The organism is Altererythrobacter chaiwopuensis (genome assembly GCF_054957755.1).
Genome location: NZ_JBTXJG010000001.1, coordinates 1,123,062 through 1,145,766, shown reverse-complemented (window position 1 = coordinate 1,145,766; position 22,705 = coordinate 1,123,062). Strand labels below are relative to the sequence as shown.

General features: G+C 61.6%; 16 protein-coding genes and 1 other RNA gene. 7 read left to right on the top strand and 10 right to left on the bottom strand.

Annotated features, from left to right (window positions below; genetic code table 11):
- Positions 1 to 2: 2 nt before the first annotated feature.
- Positions 3 to 1,115 (bottom strand): MlaE family ABC transporter permease, encoded by a 1,113-nt coding sequence (locus ACX2DJ_RS05620; protein ID WP_462571458.1) that lies wholly within the window; start codon positions 1,113 to 1,115, stop codon positions 3 to 5.
- Positions 1,116 to 1,343: 228 nt separating this feature from the next.
- Here ACX2DJ_RS05620 and ACX2DJ_RS05615 point away from each other — a divergent pair, with 228 nt between their 5' ends.
- Positions 1,344 to 4,115 (top strand): valine--tRNA ligase, encoded by a 2,772-nt coding sequence (locus ACX2DJ_RS05615; protein ID WP_462571457.1) that lies wholly within the window; start codon positions 1,344 to 1,346, stop codon positions 4,113 to 4,115.
- A 118-nt stretch (positions 4,116 to 4,233) separates the two neighbouring features.
- Complete coding sequence (locus ACX2DJ_RS05610; protein WP_462571456.1) at positions 4,234 to 4,965, top strand: 7-carboxy-7-deazaguanine synthase QueE; 732 nt, start codon at positions 4,234 to 4,236, stop codon at positions 4,963 to 4,965.
- A 130-nt stretch (positions 4,966 to 5,095) separates the two neighbouring features.
- Here the strand turns inward: ACX2DJ_RS05610 and ACX2DJ_RS05605 are convergent, their stop codons facing one another.
- The 5 genes from ACX2DJ_RS05605 to ACX2DJ_RS05585 form a co-directional block, all read right to left on the bottom strand.
- Positions 5,096 to 6,835 carry an ATP-binding protein gene (locus tag ACX2DJ_RS05605; RefSeq protein ID WP_462571455.1) on the bottom strand — a complete coding sequence of 580 codons (1,740 nt, stop codon included), beginning with the start codon at positions 6,833 to 6,835 and terminating at the stop codon, positions 5,096 to 5,098.
- Positions 6,836 to 6,924: 89 nt separating this feature from the next.
- Positions 6,925 to 7,677 carry a TIGR02186 family protein gene (locus tag ACX2DJ_RS05600; RefSeq protein WP_462571454.1) on the bottom strand — a complete coding sequence of 251 codons (753 nt, stop codon included), beginning with the start codon at positions 7,675 to 7,677 and terminating at the stop codon, positions 6,925 to 6,927.
- Positions 7,674 to 8,585, bottom strand: coding sequence for a sulfite exporter TauE/SafE family protein (locus tag ACX2DJ_RS05595; RefSeq protein ID WP_462571453.1), 912 nt, complete (start codon positions 8,583 to 8,585; stop codon positions 7,674 to 7,676). The genes ACX2DJ_RS05600 and ACX2DJ_RS05595 overlap by 4 nt, the downstream gene beginning before the upstream one ends.
- A gap of 57 nt (positions 8,586 to 8,642) precedes the next feature.
- The gene (locus ACX2DJ_RS05590; protein WP_462571452.1) at positions 8,643 to 9,779 is read right to left on the bottom strand and encodes a hypothetical protein; all 1,137 of its coding nucleotides are present in this window, start codon (positions 9,777 to 9,779) and stop codon (positions 8,643 to 8,645) included.
- Positions 9,776 to 11,215: a glycosyl transferase family protein gene (locus ACX2DJ_RS05585; RefSeq protein ID WP_462571451.1), complete on the bottom strand. Its 1,440-nt coding sequence runs from the start codon at positions 11,213 to 11,215 to the stop codon at positions 9,776 to 9,778. The genes ACX2DJ_RS05590 and ACX2DJ_RS05585 overlap by 4 nt, the downstream gene beginning before the upstream one ends.
- Before the next feature lie 86 nt (positions 11,216 to 11,301).
- On the opposite strand from ACX2DJ_RS05585, the gene nhaA reads away from it, so the two are divergent.
- Positions 11,302 to 12,525 carry a Na+/H+ antiporter NhaA gene (nhaA, locus tag ACX2DJ_RS05580; RefSeq protein WP_462571450.1) on the top strand — a complete coding sequence of 408 codons (1,224 nt, stop codon included), beginning with the start codon at positions 11,302 to 11,304 and terminating at the stop codon, positions 12,523 to 12,525.
- A 56-nt stretch (positions 12,526 to 12,581) separates the two neighbouring features.
- Here nhaA and ACX2DJ_RS05575 read toward each other — a convergent pair whose 3' ends face one another.
- Positions 12,582 to 13,019, bottom strand: a complete 438-nt coding sequence (locus ACX2DJ_RS05575) for a VOC family protein (protein ID WP_462571449.1) — start codon at positions 13,017 to 13,019, stop codon at positions 12,582 to 12,584.
- Positions 13,020 to 13,100: 81 nt separating this feature from the next.
- Between ACX2DJ_RS05575 and ACX2DJ_RS05570 the strand changes: the two genes are divergently transcribed.
- A complete protein-coding gene (locus tag ACX2DJ_RS05570) occupies positions 13,101 to 13,859 on the top strand; it encodes an SIMPL domain-containing protein (protein WP_462571448.1) in 759 nt (252 codons plus the stop codon).
- Positions 13,860 to 13,956: 97 nt separating this feature from the next.
- Here ACX2DJ_RS05570 and ACX2DJ_RS05565 read toward each other — a convergent pair whose 3' ends face one another.
- Positions 13,957 to 14,844, bottom strand: coding sequence for a TorF family putative porin (locus tag ACX2DJ_RS05565; RefSeq protein ID WP_462571447.1), 888 nt, complete (start codon positions 14,842 to 14,844; stop codon positions 13,957 to 13,959).
- 267 nt (positions 14,845 to 15,111) lie between these two features.
- Between ACX2DJ_RS05565 and ACX2DJ_RS05560 the strand changes: the two genes are divergently transcribed.
- The 3 genes from ACX2DJ_RS05560 (at position 15,112) to ACX2DJ_RS05550 (ending at position 18,790) form a co-directional block, all read left to right on the top strand.
- Positions 15,112 to 15,921 carry a metallophosphoesterase family protein gene (locus tag ACX2DJ_RS05560; RefSeq protein WP_462571445.1) on the top strand — a complete coding sequence of 270 codons (810 nt, stop codon included), beginning with the start codon at positions 15,112 to 15,114 and terminating at the stop codon, positions 15,919 to 15,921.
- Positions 15,918 to 17,228 carry a UDP-glucose dehydrogenase family protein gene (locus ACX2DJ_RS05555; protein WP_462571443.1) on the top strand — a complete coding sequence of 437 codons (1,311 nt, stop codon included), beginning with the start codon at positions 15,918 to 15,920 and terminating at the stop codon, positions 17,226 to 17,228. Before ACX2DJ_RS05560 ends, ACX2DJ_RS05555 begins: the two co-directional genes overlap by 4 nt.
- A gap of 89 nt (positions 17,229 to 17,317) precedes the next feature.
- Positions 17,318 to 18,790, top strand: coding sequence for an FMN-binding glutamate synthase family protein (locus ACX2DJ_RS05550; protein WP_462571442.1), 1,473 nt, complete (start codon positions 17,318 to 17,320; stop codon positions 18,788 to 18,790).
- Positions 18,791 to 18,842: 52 nt separating this feature from the next.
- On the opposite strand, the gene ACX2DJ_RS05545 is transcribed toward ACX2DJ_RS05550, so the two are convergent.
- Entirely contained in the window at positions 18,843 to 22,148 is a 3,306-nt protein-coding gene (locus ACX2DJ_RS05545) for a S41 family peptidase (protein ID WP_462571441.1), read from the bottom strand.
- 102 nt (positions 22,149 to 22,250) lie between these two features.
- An RNA gene (gene rnpB / locus ACX2DJ_RS05540) (RNase P RNA component class A) lies at positions 22,251 to 22,699 on the bottom strand.
- Positions 22,700 to 22,705 lie beyond the last annotated feature (6 nt).

The following is a 22,705-nucleotide window of genomic DNA, read 5'->3' as shown; positions in this document are numbered from 1 at the left end:
GTTCATCCCCACCCGATCTCGGTGAAGAACACCGCGAAGAAGGCGTCGAGCACGATCACCGTGAAGATTGCCGAGACTACCGCCATGGTCGTCCTGAGGCCGACCTCTTCCGAATTTCCGCGCACCTGCATGCCGTGATAGCAGCCCGCCAGCGCAATGATCAGCCCGAAGGGCAGCGCCTTGATCAGCCCGACCCACAAATCATAGGTCGGCACCACTTCCTCGATCCTGATAAGGAAGGTCCAGAATGGTATCCCCAGCATCAGTTCGCCCACCACCGCACCGCCGATGATTGCCACCACGGAACTGTAGAAACCCAGCAGCGGCATCATGATGATCGCGGCAAGGATGCGCGGGATCACCAGCGCCTCGACCGGGGAAATGCCGATCGTCCGCATCGCATCGACCTCTTCGGTAAGCTTCATCGTTCCGATTTGCGCGGCGAAGGCCGAGCCTGACCGGCCCGCGACCATGATCGCCGTCATCAGCACACCAAGCTCGCGCAGTGTAATCCGCCCGACAAGGTTCACGGTGAGCGCCTCGGCGCCGAATTGCTGGAGCTGCACAGAGCCTTGCTGCGCAATCACGATGCCGATCAGAAAGCTCATCAACCCGATGATCGGGAGCGAGGAAACGCCCACCAGTTCCATCTGGCGCACCAGCGCCTTGACGCGGAATCGCCGCGGATGGATCAGCAGGCTGCCGCAGGCGATCAGAACCTGGCCGAGAAAGCCGATCACATTGACCACGCCTTGGCCGCCCTTGCTCACAAGATCTCCGGTCAATTCCGGGATCAATTCCCACAGTGGCACGCGTGGCGGAGTGAGGTCAGCCTCGCTGCGCGCGGTTTCGACTGCGGCCAGCAGGCGCTTGGCACGCCCGCTCTCGCCGGTGATTTTCGCCCTGTGCCGTGCCGCCAACCGGCACGCCACCCAGGCACCGACTGTATCGATCTCCGACACCGCCGACAGGTCAATAGTGCCGAACTCACCTTCGATTGCGTGCAGATCCTGGTCAATCGCGCCGATTGTCGAGACGAGATAGGGCCCGGAGAGGACCAGCCTCGCCTTGCCGCCTTCATCCTGCTCGATGGAAAATTCGGCTCCGCCGCTCATGGTGCCAAGCTATGCTAGGAAAATCGGGCCATAACAAGCGTGCAGTTGCGATGCCGCGTATCAGCCGTTGCTTCGCAGGCGCAACATTGGCAAGGGCATATTGAAATTTGAACGGCTCCAGCCCACTCCCCCTCCCAGCCACCCGATATGATGCATAGAAGCTATCGGGTGGCTGGGAGGGGGAGTGGGCCGGCACCGCCGACGAGCGTCAGCGAGCAAAGAACGATTATGCAACTGCCCAAGACTTTCGACCCCACCGCGATTGAGGCGAAATGGTATTCCCATTGGGAGGATAGCGGCCTGTTCCGGCCCGCGCGTCCGGATGCGCAGCCCTTCACCATCGTCAACCCGCCGCCGAACGTAACGGGCAGCCTGCATATCGGCCACGCGCTCGACAATACGCTGCAAGACGTGGTGATCCGTTACGAGCGGCTGCGAGGCAAGGATGCGCTGTGGGTGGTGGGCACCGATCACGCGGGCATCGCGACGCAGATGGTGGTCGAACGCCAGCTGGAAGAACGCCAGGACAAGCGCACCAATTACACGCGCGAGGAATTCATCGCCAAGGTGTGGGAGTGGAAAGAGGAATCTGGCGGCACCATCACCCGCCAGCTGCGCCGCCTGGGCTGTTCGATGGACTGGAGCCGCGAACAGTTCACCATGGACCCACATTTCACCCGCGCGGTGACCAAGGTGTTCGTCGATCTCTACAATCGTGGCCTGATCTATCGCGACAAGCGGCTGGTCAACTGGGACCCCAAACTGAAAACCGCGATTTCGGACCTCGAGGTGGAAACGCATGATGTGCAGGGGCACTTCTGGCACTTCAAGTACCCGTTGGCGGGCGGCGTGACCACGGCAGACGGCGCGGATCACCTCGTGGTTGCCACCACGCGGCCCGAAACCATGCTGGCGGATATGGCGGTGGCGGTGCATCCCGAGGATGCGCGCTACAAATCGGTCGTGGGCAAGCATGTCGTCCTGCCGATCACCGGGCGCCGCATCCCCGTGGTGGCCGACGAGCACGCCGATCCCGAGCTGGGTTCGGGCTGCGTCAAGATCACCCCGGGGCATGATTTCAACGATTTCGAGGTGGGCAAGCGCGCGGGAATTGCGCCCGCGGACATGCTCAACATGCTCGATGCCGAGGCGCGCGTGTGCCAGACATCTGATGGGCTGATCCCCGGCGAATTGCTGTCGCTCGACCGTTTTGACGCGCGCAAGGCCGTGGTCGAGCGGCTCAAGGCCGAAGGCTTCCTGATCTCCTATGTCGACAAGGATGGTGTGGAACACGATGCCGAACCGCGCACGATTGCCACGCCATTCGGCGATCGCGGCGGGGTGGTGATCGAGCCGTGGCTGACCGATCAGTGGTATGTCAACGCCGAGAAACTGGCGAAAAAGCCGATCGAAGCCGTGAAGTCGGGCGAAATCGAGATCGTACCCAAAAGCTGGGAGAAGACCTTCTTCAACTGGATGGAGAACATCCAGCCATGGTGCGTTTCGCGCCAGCTGTGGTGGGGGCACCGGATCCCAGCGTGGTATGGGCCGGATGGGGCGGTTTTCGTCGCCGAGAGTGAGGAAGAAGCACAGGCGCAGGCAGGCGCAGGCGTCACCCTCACCCGCGATGACGACGTCCTCGACACCTGGTTCTCATCGGCGCTGTGGCCCTTCGCTACGCTCGGCTGGCCCAATCCTCCCCAGAATGGGGAGGATTTATTGTCCCGCCACTACCCCAACTCCCTGCTCATCTCCGGCTTCGACATCCTGTTCTTCTGGGATGCGCGGATGATGATGATGGGGCAGGCGATGACCGGGCAGAACCCGTGGCCGCGGCTCTATCTGCACGGGCTGGTGCGCGCGCCGGACGGGCAGAAAATGTCCAAATCGAAGGGTAACGTGGTCGATCCCTTGGGCCTGATCGACAATTATGGCGCCGATGCGCTGCGCTTCTTCATGGCAGCGATGGAAAGCCAGGGCCGCGACATCAAGATGGATGAAAAGCGGGTCGAGGGGTATCGCAATTTCGCCACCAAGCTCTGGAACGCGGCGCGTTTCTGCCAGGCCAACGGCATCGGTGCCTCGACCAGCATCGCCGCGCCGCCCGCGACATTGGCGGTGAACAAGTGGATCGTGGGCGAGGTAGTCGAAACGCTTGGCGCTATCGACAAGGCGATGGCCGATCTGCGCTTCGATGCGGCCGCGAACGCGATCTACCACTTCGCGTGGGACACCTTCTGCGACTGGTATCTGGAACTGATCAAGCCGCTCGTCACCCCGGCGAAGGCCGGGGTCCATGGAGAGGACAGCGCTGAGGGCGAAATGGATTCCGGCCTGCGCCGGAATGACGATCGGGACGAAACCCGGGCTGTGGCCGGATGGGTGCTCGACCAGATCCTGGTGATGCTGCACCCCTTCATGCCCTTCATCACCGAGGAATTGTGGCACGCGCAGGGGCAGCGGCCTTACGAGTTGATCCTCGCGAAGTGGCCGCAGCCGGAGGCCAGCGTCGATGCAGAAGCGAAGGCGGAGATCGAATGGCTGATCAAGATGGTCAGCACCATCAGGGGCGCTCGTGCCGAATTGAATGTGCCACCAGGTGCCTATGTCTCGATCTATCAACCAGACCAAGACCAGCAGGCTGAATCCTCGCTGATGAAGCATGCAGAAACCTTAGCAAAGCTTGCAAGGGTCCGACAGACTAGGGTCACTGAAGCGGTCGATGTCGAGGGAATTTCCGGCTCGGCGCAGATTGCTGTTGATGGCGTACTCTACGTGATGCCTTTGCGCGGCGTTATCGATATCGATGCCGAAAAGGCACGGCTGACCAAGGCGCTCGAAGCGTCCGAAAAGGAAGCCAAATCGCTCGAAGGCAGGCTAAGCAACCCCGCATTCGTCGAAAAGGCCAAGTCTGAGGCGGTCGAGAAGGCCCGCGCCGATCACGCGCACCATGCTGCCGAGGCCGAGCGGCTGCGCGCGGCGCTGGCAAGGCTGGGATGATGATCCTCCCCAAATTGGGGAGGGGGACCATGCGCAGCATGGTGGAGGGGCGCGCGCCCACAATGTGCCCCTCCACCCCCCTTCGGGCGGTCCCCCTCCCCGCTACGGGGAGGATTTCATGCTGACGCTCGCCACCCAGTCTCCCGGCGAACCGGAGATTTTCGCCAGCCTGCAAGGCGAAGGGCCGAGCGCGGGCATGCCGGTCGCCTTTGTGCGCCTGTCGCGCTGCAACCTTGCCTGTACCTGGTGCGACACGGCCTATACCTGGCATTTCGAAGGCGATAACCGCCCGCATCGCGGCGGCGAAACCTACGCGCGCAAGGCCAATCAGTTGGCGCTGGAGGTGACCGATGTCGCGGCGCGGATTGCCGCGCTGGGGCAGTCGCGCCTTGTCATCACGGGCGGCGAACCTTTGCTTCAGGCGGGGGCGCTGGCGCAAATGCTGGAAAATCTGCCCGATATTGCGGTCGAAATCGAAACCAATGGCACGATTGCCGCGCCCGTACGGCTCGATATCCGTGTCGATCAATACAACGTCAGCCCCAAGCTTTCGCATTCAGGCAACGACGCGGCGCTGGCGCTGATCCCCGAACGGCTCGACGCTTACGCCGCCGATCCAAGAGCCTTTTTCAAGTTTGTGATCGCCGCGCCTGAGGATGTGGCAGAGGTGCTGGAATTGCAGCGCCGCTATCGCTTCCGCCCGGGCCATGTCTTCCTGATGGCGGAAGGCACCGACAGCGCCACACTGCGCGCGCGCGAAGCATGGCTCAGCCAGCTATGCCTTGAGCACGGCTTCCGCATGAGCGACCGGCTGCATATCCATTTGTACGGGGATACGCGCGGAACGTGAGCCAAATCGTCATTGCGAGCCGAAGGCGAAGCAATCCAGCATCTGCCTTTGCACCACTCTCAGCGTTCGACGATGGATTGCCGCGTCGGCTCTGCGAGCCTTCTCGCAATGACGGTGCCTGGAATGAAAATCACCCCTGCGAACGCCAGCGCTGAACAACGCGCTGGACAGTCTCTTCTTCGCCGCCGCTTTCGTTCCACAGATCGACAAAGCTCGGGTCTTCAGAGGCAGGCCGCTTGTTTTCCTCGAGATTGTCAAAGGCCACGCGGATCGGGATAGCCACACCTTCGCCGCAGACGATGCATTCGCGGTTGCGCAGCGCCGGGATCGAGTCGAGGAAGCCGCGCGCACCTTCAGGCATGGCTGCGCGCACGAAAGCCTGGTCGCGATCATTGTTGAGGCGCATCGAGATGATCGTGCCGCACTGCGACAGCACGCCTTCGGCAAGGTCGGACGGACGCTGTGTAATCAGTCCCAGCGAGATGCCGTATTTACGGCCCTCCTTGGCGATCCGCGAAAGAATGCGGCCGACCGAAGAGCCATCGGCATTCTTCTCGTTTGGCACATAACGGTGCGCCTCTTCGCACACCAGCAGGATCGGGCGGGTGCGATCATCGCGGCCCCAGATGGCGAAGTCGAACACCAGGCGGCTGAGCACAGCCACCACCGTAGAGGTGATGTCAGACGGTACGCCAGACACGTCGATGATCGAAATCGGCTTGCCGTTGCCCGGCATACGGAACACCTTGCCGATGAATTCGGACATGGTGTCACCCACCAGCATACCGGAGAACATGAACTGGTAGCGCGGGTCAGCCTTGATCTCGTCAAGCTTGCTCTTGATCCGCATGAAGGGCGCGGAAGAAGTAGCCTTGTCGAGCTTGCCCATTTCGTCTTGCAGCTTGGTCGAAAGATCCGACAGCAGGTAGGGGATAGGCGAATCGACGGTAATCTTGCCGAGACGTTCGGCAAGCCGGTTCTTTTGCCGCGCATGCAGCAGACACTTGGCCAGAATATCGGCGTCAACCTGGCGTTCGTTGCCGCCGCTGGTCAGCAACACTTCGCAGTGTTCCTCAAAGTTCATCAGCCAATAGGGCATCTGCAGGTTGGAAACGTCGAGGATCATCCCGGTTTGGCGGAACGCGGCCGAATATTCGCCGTGCGGGTCGATCATCACGATGTGACCATCGGGGGCAGCCTGGCATATCCGGTGCAGGATCAGCGCGGCACTGGTCGATTTACCGGTGCCGGTCGATCCGAGCAGCGCGAAGTGCTTGCCCAGCATGGCGTCGATATAAAGCCCCGCGCGGATATCACGGGTGGGGAATACCGTGCCGATTTCGATATTGGCGCGGCCATCGCTGGCATAGACCTGCTTGAGGTCGGAAGTGGTGGCCGGGTAAATCATCGCTCCGGGAACCGGATAGCGCGTCACACCGCGGCGGAACCCGCGCAAGCGCCCGGTCAGCCTTTCTTCAACCCCCTCGCCCAGGAAATCGATATTGGCCAGAATCCCGCCATTGGCGCGGCGATCCTTGCGCTGGTTGCGCACGCTGGCGAGCAGCCAGCTGTCACCCACGCGAATCTTGATCTGGCTACCAACCTGGCCGGCCAGCGCGATAGACGGATCCTCGTCATCCATGCATTCGTTGAGCCGCTCGATATCGAGCGCGATCTGCGAGCCCGAACCGGCAATTTCAAGCACTACGCCAATCGGCATGCGGGCGTTGTCGCTGGGTTCTGCTGGAGCATTCTGGGCGGACCCAGCAGGCGACGATGCGGGCGGCGATGCGGGCGGCGGCGCGGCATGCGGTTGCTGCCCGCCTGCCGGATTGAACTGGTCGAAATTCTGATTGCCCATATCGGTCATGCAATGGCCCCAAATCGCGTGGATTCACAATGGGCGTGGACTAGCGTGACGAGGTTAAAATCGTGTCAACGATGGCACTGCGGCCAAGGTTATATGAACGCAAACAATCGTCCCGCGATCCAGCCCATCGAGACCGAAAGGAATACTGCCGCCATCCCGTACCACAGCGCATAGGCTTGCGAGAAAAGCTCGACAAAGCGCTCGAAGCCGACCTTGCGCACCTCGACTTCCGCAATCGCAGAGGCAATCACCAGGCCATCGCGAATGGCAAAGGTTTCAGCGGTATATTGGCCAGTCGTGACATTCGATGGCAAGCCGATCCGGGCCTGATAGAGGACTTGTTCACTGATCGTGACGCCGCCCATATCTTCCTTATACAGGCCCTTGCGCTGGCGCAAATCAACCAAGCCGGCGGCAAAGCGAGCCTGCTTGTCAGGCTCTATCTGCCCGGTTGGCGAAAGCTGGATGAACTGGGTGCCAAGCTCGTAGATCGCGGCCGTGCGCTCATCAACGATCTGGTCGACAGGGCGCGAAGCGGCGACTGCGAAGAACGCGGGTGCAGAGCGGAAGTCCGAACTCTCCGCGTTCATCCACATGCCAAGGATGCGATCCTTTTCGCGGATCCGGATCGGCTCGCTCGGACCCTTGAGCACCACCACGATATCGTAATCCGAACCTGCACGTCCGCCGCGCGGATCAAGGATGGCGCCATAGAGCAGCAGTTCTGTACCGGTGAAACCCTGGCGCACCTGCACCTCGCTCTGCGATACCGCTGGCACCAGGATCGCGTCGCGCTGTCCCATCAGCATCAGCGCAGCAAAGATCAACAACAGCGCCCTCATAGCGGCGCCACAGTGTAAATCTCGTCAGGCTGCACACCAAGCCCGAACAACATTCGCAGTGCTACCGCCAACACAATCACGGCCAGCACCAGTCGCAGGATTTCGGGCCGCGCCTTGAGCGCAATCTGCGTGCCGAACTGCGCACCGAGGACCGACCCCAATAGCAGCAATCCGGCGAGCACAATGTCGACCGCCTGCGTTGTAAGCGCGTGCACCATGGTGGTCGCCATGGTCACGAACAGGATCTGGAACAGCGAAGTGCCGACCACCACATTGCCGCTCATTCCCAGGATATAGAGCATGGCGGGCACCAGCAGGAACCCGCCGCCCACCCCCATCAACATGGTCAATATGCCAATCAGAAAGCCCAGTATGGCCGGCGCGAGGGGCGAAATATAAAGCCCCGAACGATAGAACCGCCAGCGCATCGGCAGCGCTGCCACCAGTGGGTGGTGACGGCGCTTGCGTACTTGCGGGGCCTTGCCCTCGCTTGGGCGGAGCACCGCAAGCGCCTCTTGCAGCATAAGCGAGCCGATCGAACCCAGCAAGATCACGTATAGCACGTTGATGATCACATCGATCTGTCCGATCGCCTGGAAAAAGCGGAACAGCAAGGCACCGATCAACGCGCCGAAAATACCGCCGCCAACTGTCACCGCCCCCATGCGATAATCGACACCGCCGCGCCTGCTATGTGCCAGCACGCCGGAAACGCTGGCGCCTGTGACCTGCGTGGCAGCCGAAGCGGCGGCCACCGTTGGAGGGATCCCGTAGAATATCAGCAGTGGCGTGGTGAGAAAGCCCCCACCCACCCCGAACAGGCCGGACAGGACGCCGGTCAACCCGCCCAGCGCGACGATCAGCAGACCGTTCACGGAAAGATTCGCAATGGGCAGGTAAACATCCATGAAACCCGCGTAGCCCAGCAGGGTTACGGATTAAAGCCGCTGAAGGCCGGTATCGGCTTAAAAGCGTGTCGAAACCGTCAGCGCCATACCCGAAGGCGGCTCTGCATCACCGGCTATGCGTCCGCGGTAATCGAGCGAGATACGCGCCAGGGCCTCGCCAATAGTCATGTCCAGCCGCACGCTGGGGCCAAGATCGAGCCGCCCAGCGCCTTCCTGTGCCCCGCCCCAGGCCGCCGCGCCAAGGCTCAGCTGACCAAGGTCAAAACGGTAAACACCACGCAACACATGCGCTTGCCCGTCGACGAAGGGGGTGGCTGCTTCTCCAGCCACATAGCCGGCCTGAAGATAGGCCTCGGCCCGCAGGCCTGCGGGCAAGCGGATCACCGGCAGTTCGGTGGTGACAAAGGCTGCCGGGCGCAGTTCGGTGCTTTGGGAGAATTCGGTTACCCGCAATTCTGCGTGAACACGCAGCGGCACTGGTGCAAGCGGCCGTGCAGAAAGCCCCGTCGCAATCTCGCTCTCGCCGCCGCTGATCAATGCGCGATAGGCCCTGGCATATGCTTGCGGATCGCGGCTGCTTCCCGGAACCAGGCTATAGCGCAAGACCGCCCCTGCCTGGCTCGCGCCATAGGTTGGCACACGGCCTTGCGAGACCAGCGCACTGCCCGATCCTTCACGCCACAGCGCCCAGCTATCGAGCGACCAGCGGCCAGTGTGGGGATAGTCGCGATTCCGCGCCAATGTTGCGGTCTCTCCGGGGCGGGCGACCTGCTCCAGTTGCGGTTCGAACTCGCTCGGCAAGTGCAGACGAGCCATCGCCGCCAACCACGGCGATTGGTGGCCCGCTTCAACCCTGTCGCTGCCCTGGGGCGGCGGTGCGGCAAGTTGGCTCCATTGCAGCGGCGGCGTTGCCCGCGGGCCGCGTATCGTGTCACCGGCCCTGGGCGATGCATCTTGCCCGACTAAACCTGCATCGGCTTGCTGCGGAAATTCCGCTGCAATGATGGTGGGCGGCGGCGGAATTTCACGGGCTGCCAGCTTCGGCGCGGCAAGCTCGCTCAACCCTCCAATGGTCGACCATGGTGTTTCCCACATGGCAATGCGGGCACCAGTCCAGACCGACAGAACCACCGCGAGCATGATCAGAGGCTGTCCGCGCCGCGTGCGCGCCGCATTCTTCCTACGCATGCTCATGCCAGGCCGCGCGCCCGTGCCCGTGCCATCGCCGGGTCTCCTGCGCGGCTGGGATGATCGAAATGCGGGGTCTTGTCCCATACCACGCCATGCCCCACCAGCGAGCGGACATAAGCCACCAGGGCCCTGCGGCCGGCCATGATCGCGATGATATTGGTGATCGGGATACGCAGCACGGCGCGCAGCCCTTCTTTAACCCCGAATTCGCGTGCGGAGAAACCGAAGCGAAAGATCACCCGCCACAAGAACGCAGCGAAATTGGCTGCCAGCAACAGTTTGAGCACTGGCGATAGCGCAACCGCTTCGCCATGGCCCAGTGCCGCAACCACCCAGCCGAGCGCCGAAAGCGCCAAAAGCAGATAACCGGCAAATAGCACCAGCGCGGTAAGCGGCCCGCGCCGATCGCGCATCCGCATCCAGTGTTCGGCAAGGCCCGCTTTGCCCGCGCCCGAATGCCAGCCCATCCGGTCCCACCCCTGAAAAGCGATGCCATGAATCCAGCGCGTCTTCTGGCGAACCACCAGGTCAAGCCGAGCGGGGAAATAGGCGCGCGTGGCAATCAGCCCGCCATCGAGATGCCGCATACGAATAAAGCGGCAGCGCCCGCCCAGTTCTGCAATCCGCAGGCCCAGCTCGTAATCTTCGGTCAGAGATTCGGCCTCGAACGGCCCTTCCCCGCCGCGCTCCCGCGCAAGCCGCTTCAGCGCGTCTCGCGCAACTGCACAGCCTACTCCCGCTGCCGGCAGAGCCGCGCCCAGCGCATCGCGCACCACCAGCGCCTTGCCATGCGCCTCGGCAAATTCCTCGCAATAATGGCTGCCGATCCAGCGGCTGCCTGCCTGCGGCAGCGCCAACACCGGCAATTGCACGAAATCCGCCTGCGAAACCGCCATGTCGAGCAGCTTGAGCGCGGCTGGATCAACCATATCCTCGGCATCGTGAAACACCACCATGCGCGCTCGCAGGCCAGTGCGCACTTCATCCTCCAGCAGCGCACGATAAAGCCGGTTCAGGCAATCGGCCTTGGTGGTTGGACCGGCGCGGTCATGAATAACCAACCGCAGCCGCGGATCGCCTGAAGCCGCCATCGTCACTGCCTCGATTGTAGCCGGATCGTTACGGTAGCATCCGACATAAAGCCGCAGTTCCGCCTGGGGCCAGGCGTTCAATGCATGCGCGATCGTGTCACCAATGACGCTGGCTTCCTGCCACGCCGGAATGAAGACCGCCGCCAATCCCTCAAGCTCGGCAGTTGCGAGCGGCGCACTGTCAATTTTGCCGCTGCGCGCGCGGCCCGTCAACCGCAGCCACAGCCAGCACAAATCCACGGCAACATCGTCAAGCGCGCCGATAAGAAAGAATATTCCAGCAAATAACAGCAGCTCATGCTGGAACAATACCAGCAGTTGCCACGTAGACAGTTCCAGTAATGGCAAGGCGACCCCCTCGCTTGAGTTAGCAGACTAACTCGAACATTCTCCCCTTGCAACGGCGAAGAAAATCCGTGAGAGCCCACCCTGTCATGAATTCCAGCTACAACCCGCTTCGTTCTTTTTTTGCCCCGGTGCGCGCGCTGTTCGTCAGCGATGCATCGGCTGGCGTGCTGCTAATTCTGGTCGCTGCGGCAGCCATGCTGGCGGCCAATTCGCCATTTTCGGAAGAGTATCGAGAGCTGTTCTACGGGGATCTTCGCTGGACCCCGATTGCCAAGCTCGATGATCTACACCTGTGGATCAATGATGGATTGATGGCGATTTTCTTCTTTGTCGTCGGGCTGGAAGTCAAGCGCGAGGTCATCGCCGGACAATTGGCCGATCCGATGAAACGCCGCCTGCCCGTGGTTGCCGCAGGAGCGGGGATGTTTGTCCCGGCTCTGGTCTACATGCTGGTATCGGGCGGCGGACAATACACCAGCGGCTGGGCAATCCCCGCTGCAACAGACATTGCCTTTGCGATGGGCGTGCTGGGCCTGCTGGGCAACCGTGTGCCGGCATCGCTGCGGCTGTTCCTGCTGACCGTAGCGATCGTGGATGACATAGGGGCGGTGCTCGTCATCGCCCTGTTCTACACACCCACAATCAAGGTGATGTGGCTGGTCGCGTCTGTAGTGGTGGTGGGCGTGATGGTTGGCCTTGGCAAAGCGCGCGTGAGCGTCCTGTGGCCCTATCTCCTGTTGGCTTTGGTGCTGTGGTATTGCGTGCTTAATACCGGTGTCCACGCCACTATCGCCGGGGTGGTTGCAGCGCTTACGATCCCGATGATGCGCAAAGACGGCAATTCGATGCTTGAGAAGCTGGAGCACAACCTCGCCCCGTGGAGCGCCTATCTGATCGTGCCGGTATTCGGCTTTGCCAATGCGGGTGTCGCACTGCAGGGGCTGGGCGTTGAGGCGCTGTTTGATCCGCTGCCCTATGCCATTGCTGCCGGGCTTGTCGTGGGCAAGCAGCTGGGTATCTTTGGGGCGGTGTGGCTGGCGGTCAAATCCGGCTTCGCGCAGAAGCCCGACCGGGCGAGTTGGGCGGAAATTTATGGCATCTCGATCTTGTGCGGTATCGGCTTCACTATGTCGCTTTTCATCGGCGGCCTCGCCTTCCCCGGCAACCAGTTGCTGATCGACGAGGCCAAGCTGGGCATCCTGTGCGGATCCGCCATTTCGGCGGTGCTCGGCTATATCGTGCTGCGGATGACCACCACCCATCCCGAAGAGGATTGCTCGGATCAGGGCAACCAGCCAGCCCGGGGATGACCCCCTGGGATCACCAAGGCGCGTAGGGACGCATCCAAGGCGCGGCGCCCCTGCAACTACCAGCTTCCGGTGTTTTCCATGCTCGCCCAGGGTTCCTGCGGCGGCAGGTGGCCTTCCTGCAACAGCTCGACCGATATTCCGTCGGGTGATTTGACGAAGGCCATGTGCCCGTCACGCGGGGGGCGATGGATCGTGTGCCCTGCATCCATCAGTCGCTGGCAGGTTTCATAGATATTATCGACACGGTACGCGAGGTGGCCGAAATTGCGGCCACCGCCATATTGTTCAGCTTTGCTGCCATCCTCGTTCGGCCAGTTATAGGTCAGCTCGACTTCGGCCACACCCTCCTGCCCCGGCGCGGCTAGGAAGATCAGCGTGAACCGCCCCGCCTCCACATCAAAGCGGCGCACCTCTTCCAGCCCGATCAGGTTGAAAAACGCCACCGTGGCATCGGGATCGGTCACCCGGATCATGCTGTGAAGATATTTGACCATGCTCGCCACCTTTCATTCAAAATCAGTTCATCGATGATAATGCACGGCTTGTCGTGCCAATCGATTTGGAAGGAAGATGCGATGAACGAGCCTGCCGTGCAACCCGCAAGCGACACAAAAGCTGGCGCATTCTTGGGCGATCCCGTCACACTGCGCTGGTTCGGCACCGCGCTGATCGGCTCGCTGGGGCTCATCGTCGGCGGCTATCTGCTGGGTGACGGGCTGCTCCGGGCCAAGGAAGCCGACCGATCGGTTACCGTGCGCGGGCTGGCCGAACGCGACGTTGTGGCAAACCTTGCCACCTGGACGATATCCTATTCCGCAACCTCCCCCAGTCTCACCCAGGCACAGGCCAAGATGCGCAGCGATACGCAAGCGATCAGGGACTTCTTCAGCGAGCTAGGCTTCCCGCAAGACGCCCTGCAGCCAACCGGGGCCAATGTCTCGAGCTACACTAATGAGGGCATCACTCAGTTTACCGTACGCCAGCGCATGGCGCTGCGCAGCGATGATATCGAGCGCGCGCAAAAGGCGGTGGCGCAGCAGTTCGATCTGGTCAACCGGGGCGTGTTCCTGGAGGAAGGGTCAAGCATGGCTTACAGCTTTACCAGGCTCAACGACATCAAGCCCGAGATGGTGGCCGAGGCAACCCGCGATGCGCGCGCATCTGCTGAACAATTCGCGCAGGATAGCGGCGCGGGCGTGGGCGAGATCAAGAACGCCACGCAGGGTTATTTCTCAATTGAGGCGCGCGACGGCGACAGCGGCGGCTGGGGCGTCAGCGACACACCGTATAAAAAGGTGCGCGTGGTCACCACTGTGAACTTCGCGCTCGATTGATTGCGCCCCCAGGAAAGAGAAAGGGCACAAGCGTAAATCGCCTGCGCCCTTCTCTGGCAATCAGCCGCGACAGCCAAGCCGCGCTGGAATTGACCGATTAGAAGCTCGCCGAAAGCGTTGCCACCACCGTGTCATCGGTAAAGCCGTCAATGCTTGGCCCTTCGACACCGATATACGATACGCCGATCGAGAAGGCGCCTACTTCCGCCGAAGCGCCAATTGACCAGTCAAACCCGGTATCATCAAGCGCGCCAGCCAGCAGCGGGGGCGCCAGCACGCCATCGGTGTAACCGAGATGCGCGGCCAGCGTCAGCGGAGTGCCGGGCAGGCCTGCCTCAAGGTCGGTATAGACATACAGATTGTCCTCATCGCCAAGCGATGACTGGTCCCACGCATAGGCGACGCCAACCGTGGCAGATGCCGGACCGATCGAGAAACCAAGCGAAGCATAAGGCTCCCAGTAGTTGACGTTAAAATCGTCGACCAGGGCATCACCATCGGTCGGGTACATGTAGTAAAGCAGGCCGATATCGAAAGAGACGCCTTCGGCCAGGTTACCACCCCAACCGGCGTAGAGATCGAGCTCCAGCTGGCCAAATGCGCTGCCGCCGTCGATCGACGACCCCCAGGTGCCAACATAAAACCCGCTCGAATGCGAAATATCGAAACCACCCTGGATCGCCGGATCACCGCCAGAAAGCGAGACACCGCGGAAGCGGTAATCGGTCACCAGGGCGACGTTAGCCGACAGTGTGATGTCGCTTTCCGCGCCGATCTTGCTGGCTGCTTCAACATCGATCTCGGCCAAGGCGCGATCAAGATCGATAGCGGACTCGGAGTCAACGATTTCGAAGGAAATATTGGAATTGGCCGCGACCGGATCATAAGATTCGATATCGATGGTTTCGGCCAGAGCCGGCGCTGCTGAAAGAGCAAGACCGGTAGCAAAGCTTGCAGCAGTAAGGCCGCGAATGGACGTGAGCATGACAACTTCCTTGTGTTGTGTTTTTGCTTCGTCCCACCTGCGTATCCGCCGGCTGCCTCTTCAAACGGGCAATCTCATCCGGAAACGCAATAATCGTGCATGTTTTTGCTGCATTGCACAAGACAAATTGCGCAAGTTCCCCCGAAGCTGGGCAAGTGTGGATTTTATGCACCAGTGCGGGCATGCTGTGCCTCTTCCCACCACTCGGTTGCCGATCACGCGCGCCTCGCCTAAGGCGCTGAAGCGCGACAAGATTGCAACTGGACCATGATTCTAGCCCCCTTCGACAAATTCTTCCGCCGCAGCCAGGAGCGTGCATCGAACCCGCGCGTGCCGGGTGGAGAACGATATTATGTGGTCGGCGATATCCATGGGCGGCTCGACCTGTTCGACAGGCTGATCACCGCAATCGAAGAAGATGATTCGGCCAATCCGCCTGCCACCACCCGCATCGTGCTGCTGGGTGATCTGATTGACCGCGGGCCTGACAGCGCCGGCGTAATCAAACGCGCGCGCAAGTGGCAAAAGGCCCGCGAAGTGCGCATCCTGGCTGGCAACCACGAAGAGATGTTTCTCGAATCCTTTGCCGATCCGGAAGTTCTGCGCCATTTCCTCAAGCACGGCGGGCGCGAGACGATCCTGAGCTATGGCCTGCCGCGCAAGGAATATCGCCAGTTGTCGCTCGAAGAATTGTTCGAGCGCCTGCAGGGCCTGGTTCCTGGCAAGGATCGCGATTTCGTGGCCGCATTCGAAAACATGATTGTGGCTGGCGACTATGCCTTCGTGCACGCCGGCATCGATCCGCACTTGCCGCTCGACGAGCAGCGCCGCAGCGACCTCTTGTGGATTCGCGAACGCTTCCTGCGCCACAAGGGGCCATTGCCCAAGGTGATAGTCCACGGACACACCATCTTCGACGAAGTCGAATACAAACGCCAACGTATCGGTATCGACACCGGTGCGTTTCGCAGCGGCATTCTGACCGCGCTGGTGCTCGAAGGCAGCCAGCGGCGCACCATCCAGGCGGTCGAAAAGGAAAGCTGCATAAAGATCAAGCACAAGGAACTCACTTCATGAAGATCGCAATGGTGGGATCGGGCTATGTCGGCCTGGTCTCAGGCGCATGTTTCGCCGATTTCGGCCATGACGTCGTTTGCATCGACAAGGATCAGGGCAAGATCGATCGCCTGCATCAGGGCGTGATGCCGATATACGAGCCGGGGCTCGATGCGCTGGTCGAAAGCAATGTGAAGGCAGGACGGCTCAGCTTCACCACCGATCTCGCCGAAGGGATCAAGGGCGCCAGCGCGATCTTCATCGCCGTGGGCACGCCGAGCCGCCGGGGCGATGGCCATGCCGACCTTTCCTTCGTTTATGCCGTCGCCGAGGAAGTGGGCGCCAGCCTTGCCAATGACGCAGTGGTGGTCACCAAGTCGACCGTGCCCGTGGGCACCGGCGACGAAGTGGAGCGCATCATCCGGGCCAGCGGGACGAGCCACAAGGTCGCGGTCGTCTCCAATCCCGAATTCCTGCGCGAAGGCGCGGCAATCGGCGATTTCAAGCGGCCCGACCGGATCGTGATCGGCGCGGAGGAAGATTTCGGGCGCGATGTGATGCGTGAAGTCTATCGCCCGTTGTTCCTCAACGAATCGCCGATCCTGTTCGTGAACCGGCGTTCGAGCGAACTGATCAAGTATGCGGCCAACGCGTTCCTCGCGACCAAGATCACCTTCATCAATGAAATGGCCGACCTGTGCGAAAAGGTCGGCGGCAATGTGCAGGATGTTGCCCGCGGAATCGGGATGGATGGGCGCATCGGCGCCAAGTTTCTCAATGCTGGCCCGGGTTATGGCGGTTCGTGCTTTCCCAAGGACACGCTCGCCCTGCTCAAGACCGCTGAAGACTATGACAGCCCGGTGCGCATCGTCGAGGCGGTGGTCAAGGCCAATGAAAGCCGCAAGCGGGCGATGGGCCGCAAGGTGATTGACGCGCTGGGCGGTGCCAATGCCGCGCGCGGCAAGAAGGTTGCCCTGCTTGGCCTCACCTTCAAGCCGAACACTGACGACATGCGCGATTCGCCCGCAATCGCGATCGCACAGACGCTGGCCGATGCCGGGGTCAGCGTTGCAGCCTACGATCCAGAGGGCATGGAACAGGCGCGCCCGCTAATGCCCGATGTCTCCATGTGCGACAGCCCCTATGCCGCGATCGAAGGCGCCGATGCGGTGGTGATCGTAACCGAGTGGGACGCCTTCCGGGCGCTTGACCTTGAACGGGTCAAATCGCTCGCCAAAACGCCGTTGCTCGTGGATCTGCGGAATATCTACAAACCTGAAGATATGCGCGCTGCAGGCTTTACATATGAAAGCATTGGCCGCGGCTAGCGAAAGCCCCTCCCTAGATTAGGAGTAACCTGTTCGAGTGCGCCCGCGAATCCCGTAAGCAGACTGGTTAGCGCATTCGGAGATAAATCATGATTGACCTGCTCGATTGGTTGGCGTCGCTATTCGTGTTCACCATCGGGCTGGCCGCGGCGGGTCTGGTGGTTCTGTTCATCATCGACCGGCTGCAGACACATGATGCGGTGCGCCGAAACTATCCGGTGATCGGTCGATTGCGCTATGTTTTTTCCGGGCTTGGCGAATTTTTTCGCCAGTATTTCTTTGCCATGGACCGCGAGGAAATGCCCTTCAACCGTGCCCAGCGCGACTGGGTTTATCGCGCCGCGAATGGCGAATCGAACACTGTAGCGTTCGGTTCGACCCGCAATCTCGAGCCGGTCGGAACGCCAATCTTCATCAATTGCCCATGGCCGACACTGGATGAAGATGCGGTCACCGCCCCTCCCATGATGATCGGTGCCAACTGCCGAAAGCCGTACGAGGCACCGTCCGTCTTCAATATCTCGGGCATGAGCTATGGCGCGCTGTCGAAGCCCGCCGTGCGCGCATTGTCAAAGGGCGCAAAGCTGGCGGGCTGCTGGATGAACACCGGCGAAGGGGGGCTCTCGCCATACCATCTCGAGGGCGGCTGCGACGTGGTGTTCCAGATCGGCACCGCCAGATATGGTGTGCGCGACGAGCATGGTGGACTCTCGGACGAGATGCTGCGCGATGTCGCAGCACACGAACAGGTGCGCATGATCGAGCTGAAGCTGTCGCAAGGCGCCAAGCCGGGCAAAGGTGGGATATTGCCTGCCAGCAAGGTGACCGAGGAGATCGCCGGGATTCGCGGGATTCGCCCATATGAAGATTCGATTTCTCCCAATCGCCATCCCGAAGTCGACAGCGTGGACGGTCTGCTCGACATGATCGGACATATTCGCGAGGTCACCGGAAAGCCGGTGGGCTTCAAGGCTGTCATCGGCGCCTATGGCTGGCTCGAGGAACTGTTCGAGGCGATCAATGCGCGCGGAATCGATAGCGCGCCTGATTTCATAACGGTTGACGGGGGCGATGGCGGAACAGGCGCCGCGCCAATGCCGCTGATCGACAATGTCGGGCTAACGCTGCGTGAAGCGCTGCCTATGCTGGTCGATCTGCGCAACGAGCACGGATTGCAGGAACGGATCCGGATCGTCGCCTCGGGCAAGCTGGTGACGCCCAGCGAAGTCGCCTGGGCGCTATGCGCGGGGGCCGACTTTATCGTTTCAGCGCGCGGCTTCATGTTTGCGCTCGGCTGCATTCAGGCGATGCGCTGCAACAGGAACACCTGCCCCACCGGCATCACCACGCACGATCCGCGCCTGCAACATGGACTCGATCCAGCCGACAAGGCCGTGCGGGTGGCGCATTTCGTCGAGGACATGCGCAAGGAAGTCGGCACTATTGCACATAGCTGCGGCGTGCCCGGCCCTCGCGGGCTGCGCCGTTACCATGTGCGCTTGGTCTGCGCTGATGGGCGCAGCCGCCCGCTGGACGAGCTTTATCCGCCGATCGCCGCGTGAACTTGAGCGGGCAACGCAGGCCGCATAACGCGGCCCCGCGCCACAGCCCGCCTCACTGCCCCAGTTCGACCGGATCCGGGGGCGCAGGGTGCTGCGCCGGGGGATTTTCTGCGAGCTGCTGCAACACCACCGCAATCGCCGCCTCGAGCTGGGTATCGCGCCCCTGCTCCAGCGCGATCTGGTCAAGCTCAACCCTGATATCCGGTGCAACGCCTTCGTTCTCGATGGAGAAACGTCCGTTCGGATCATAGAACCGGAAGAACGGCACGGTCAGGAAACCGCCGTCAATCAGGTCAGGATTGGCGCTGATCCCGATCAGCCCGCCCCAGGTGCGAGTACCGATCAGCGTGCCGATGCCCGATTGCCGGAAGGCATAGGGCATCCAGTCACCGCCCGAACCCGCGTCCTGATCGATCAGCATCACCTTAGGGCCCCAAATTCCGCCACCCGGCGTGGACCAGGTCAGCCCTTCGCGATCCTTCCAGCCTGACAGAAACTTGCGATTCAAAACGTCGATCACGTAATTCGCCGCCTGCCCGCCGCCATTTGCCCGCTCATCCAGGATCAGCGCCTGCTTGTCGGTCTGGGCGAAATACATCCGGTTGAAGAAGGTGTAACCGGCATCGGCGGTATTGGGCATGTAGACATAGGCCACCTTGCCGCCGGTTGCCTGTTCGACACGCTCGCGATTGCCATCGATCCAGGCCCACAACCGCAGCTGTCCCTCATCACGGATCGGTTCAACCACCGAAGTTCGCCCGGTGCCGCCAGGTGTCGCTGAAACGGTCAGCGCCACCTGCCCACCGGCAGAGCCGGACAAGGCAGCATAAATATTGTCATCCGGGCCAAGCTCGCGCCCATTGATCGCGAGGATATAGTCCCCTTCCTTCACATCGACACCCGGCGCGGCTAGCGGAGCCGCCTGGAACGGGTTCCAGCGCCCGCCGGCAAAGATCCGCTTGATCCGGTATCGCCCGTTCTCGATTGCAAGGTCTGCGCCGAGCAGGCCCGGCCGGGCAGAGGAATTGTCATAAACATCGCCGCCGCCCACACGGTTGTGCCCGACCTGCATTTCGGCAATCATCTCGACCAGCAGCTCGTTCAGATCCTCGCGCCGCCCGACATGCGCCAACAGCGGTTCGTAGCGGGCGCGCACTGCGTCCCAATCGAGCCCATGCATGTTCTCGGCATAGAAATATGCCTTTTCCATGCGCCACACGTCGCCGAAGATCTGCTTCCATTCAGCAGCGGGATCGACCAGCATCCGCAAGCCGGACAGATCGACCGGCTCCGGCTCGAGCTTTTCGCCAGCTTTGGCGGTGAGCAGAGTCTCGTCGTGCTTCTGGATCAGCAGATTCTCGCCCGCCGCATCGGTGGATACCGCGACCACGCCGCTCAGCAGATTATTCGTTTCCCGTTCTTCGAAATCGAAGCGCAACAGGGTGGAATCTTCCTGCCCGCTTTCCGGGCCAGCGGTGATGCCGGGTTGCACCGATTCAACCAGATAGAGCGCACCATCCTTACCCGTCGCGATGCCCGAATAGGCCGCTTCACGAACCGGCAGTGCAACAATGCGGTCAGCGATCCCGGCGGGGGCTACTGCGACAGCCTTGTCATCGCCCTTGTCGCCCTTGTCGCCCTTCTCGCCCTTCTCGCCCTTGTCGCCCTTGTCTTTCTTGTCCTTGCCGTTGCCCTCGTCCTTTTCGGGAGCTTCCTCATTGGCGAGCACCGGCCCCAGCGGGTTCTTGCCGTCTGCTTCCAGCACGGCGGCATAGATGCCCGCGCGATAGGGCCGCTCCTGCGTCGTCATGTCGAGACCCGCGAATTGCGATCCGGCATTGGTGGAGGCTGCGAAGAACAGCAATTTGCCGTCCTTCGAGAAGGTGGGCGAGGAAATATCGGCGAAATCGCCGGTCACCGGATATCTGCGCCGCTCGGCCAGATCATAAAGCTCCAGCGAAGCATTATTCGCCGCCCCGCGAGTGGTATAGGCCACCCAGCGGCCCTTGGGCGAGATCGCCGCATCGAAATCGCCGTTGCGGCGGTCGCTTGTGGCGATCTGCCATGAATTGCCGCTGGCCAAGTCAAGCGCGTGAAGCGTCAGCCTGTTGGAAGCATAAACGATGTGCTTGCCATCCCCGCCCCATTCGACCAGCTGATAGAAATCTCCGCCCAGCTCAATCCGGCGCGGCGCTTCGATGCCGCTCTGATCCTCGATCACCAGCGCCTGCCCGCTGCCATTGTCGGTGATATAGGCCAGCTTCTGCCCGTCATTCGACCAGATGCCGGTATAATCGCGCACCGCTGCGCTGTTCGAGATATTGCGGGTCGATCCCTTGTCGGTCGGCACAGTGAACAGCTCACCACGCGCAGTCACTGCGACACGTTTGGCCGAAGGTGAAAGAGCAACGCTGGTCACATTGCCGCTAACGTCTTTCCAGCCGGGCTGGCGCTGCGGCAAATCGGCGTTGAGCGTGATCTTGAGCTGCGTCACCGCACCGCTGGCCGGATCGAGCCGCTTGAGCTCGCCGCCCGCCTCATAGACGATTTCGCCGCCATGTGCGCCGAACTGGCGAATATCCCACACCGTTTCGTTCGAAACGCGCACCAGCGTGCCATCTGCCGGATCGAAGCGGAATATGTTGAACACCTTGCCGTCACGATCGGAAAGGAAATAGAGCTTTCCATCCATCCATTCCGGATCGAATTCGGTGGTTCGATCGCCGGGAATGGTGGTGGCTGTGCCGCCCGCGAAATCGATCAGCTGGATCGAAGGGCTGCTTCCGCCGCGATAGCCGCGCCAGCCAGAACTGCCGCCAGCCAGCCCGTTATAGGCCATCCAGCCGGGAACATTGGCAAAGATCCGCCCGGTTTCGTCATAACTGCCTGATGCAACGCGCGCTTCGGAAATCTTCTTCGGCAGGCCGCCATCAAGCGCGACGTGGTAAAGCTGGCCGGCGCGGCCCGCGCGGCGCTCGCGCGCAGAAACCATCGCCACCGCCTTGCCGCCGGGCGCCCAGTCCACCGCCAGGTCATTGCCCGGATGCCAAGTCAGCCGCTTGGGCGGGCCGCCATTCGCGCTGATCACGAACACATCGTCATTGCCATCGATATTGGCGGTGAAGGCGATCATGCTGCCGTCGGGCGAGAAGATCGGATCGCGCTCGTCCGCCGGATGCGATGTGAGCCGGCGCGGGTTGCTGCCGTCGCGATTGGCGATCCAGATATCGCCCGCATAGGCGAAGGCAAGGGCGTTGTCCGACACTGCCGGATCGCGCAACAACCGCGTCTCTGCATGGGCCTGGGTGGACATGATGCTGCCGGCCAGCAGTGCGGCGGCAAACCAGCGAATGGTCATAGTTATCTCCCTGTTTCTTAGCTGCACATTGCCCGTCCCGGCAAGGAAATGCCAGTGCCTGGCAACTTCGTTTGTCGAAAGATAACAACGTTCGCGGAAAGAAATGCCAGGGGGCCTGTAAGCCGGGTTCTGTCCTGCAGGCGGTATGCCCCTCGATTATCTCGGGAACACCAGCCCCGCAGGGGCAGCCATTCGTCTAGGCCATGGATCGCTCCATGGCTCAAGCAGCCAACCCGGGCCTCTCGGGGCGAAACGCCCCTGCTGCGTTACAGCGCGAGGCCCCTATTTGGCCTTGCTCCGGGTGGGGTTTGCCATGCGGGCGCTGTTGCCAGAACCCCGGTGCGCTCTTGCCGCACCCTTTCACCCTTGCCTGTGAGGTTTCCCTCCATCGGCGGTATACTCTCTGTGGCACTTTCCCTCGGCTTCGCGCCCGAAGACACTCGCCGGGCGGGCGTTACCCGCCACCCTTGTTTCGTGGAGCCCGGACTTTCCTCGGCCTTCTTCCCGCTCATCCTGAGCTTGTCGAAGGACGCGGCTGCCCGGCCCCCTGGCACGGC

Coding starts and splice junctions, on each gene's coding strand:
- ACX2DJ_RS05620 (WP_462571458.1), bottom strand. CDS start 1,115: ATGAGCGGCGGAGCCGAATTTTCCATCGAGCAGGATGAAGGCGGCAAG.
- ACX2DJ_RS05615 (WP_462571457.1), top strand. CDS start 1,344: ATGCAACTGCCCAAGACTTTCGACCCCACCGCGATTGAGGCGAAATGG.
- ACX2DJ_RS05610 (WP_462571456.1), top strand. CDS start 4,234: ATGCTGACGCTCGCCACCCAGTCTCCCGGCGAACCGGAGATTTTCGCC.
- ACX2DJ_RS05605 (WP_462571455.1), bottom strand. CDS start 6,835: ATGACCGATATGGGCAATCAGAATTTCGACCAGTTCAATCCGGCAGGC.
- ACX2DJ_RS05600 (WP_462571454.1), bottom strand. CDS start 7,677: ATGAGGGCGCTGTTGTTGATCTTTGCTGCGCTGATGCTGATGGGACAG.
- ACX2DJ_RS05595 (WP_462571453.1), bottom strand. CDS start 8,585: ATGGATGTTTACCTGCCCATTGCGAATCTTTCCGTGAACGGTCTGCTG.
- ACX2DJ_RS05590 (WP_462571452.1), bottom strand. CDS start 9,779: ATGAGCATGCGTAGGAAGAATGCGGCGCGCACGCGGCGCGGACAGCCT.
- nhaA (WP_462571450.1), top strand. CDS start 11,302: ATGAATTCCAGCTACAACCCGCTTCGTTCTTTTTTTGCCCCGGTGCGC.
- ACX2DJ_RS05575 (WP_462571449.1), bottom strand. CDS start 13,019: ATGGTCAAATATCTTCACAGCATGATCCGGGTGACCGATCCCGATGCC.
- ACX2DJ_RS05570 (WP_462571448.1), top strand. CDS start 13,101: ATGAACGAGCCTGCCGTGCAACCCGCAAGCGACACAAAAGCTGGCGCA.
- ACX2DJ_RS05565 (WP_462571447.1), bottom strand. CDS start 14,844: ATGCTCACGTCCATTCGCGGCCTTACTGCTGCAAGCTTTGCTACCGGT.
- ACX2DJ_RS05560 (WP_462571445.1), top strand. CDS start 15,112: ATGATTCTAGCCCCCTTCGACAAATTCTTCCGCCGCAGCCAGGAGCGT.
- ACX2DJ_RS05555 (WP_462571443.1), top strand. CDS start 15,918: ATGAAGATCGCAATGGTGGGATCGGGCTATGTCGGCCTGGTCTCAGGC.
- ACX2DJ_RS05550 (WP_462571442.1), top strand. CDS start 17,318: ATGATTGACCTGCTCGATTGGTTGGCGTCGCTATTCGTGTTCACCATC.
- ACX2DJ_RS05545 (WP_462571441.1), bottom strand. CDS start 22,148: ATGACCATTCGCTGGTTTGCCGCCGCACTGCTGGCCGGCAGCATCATG.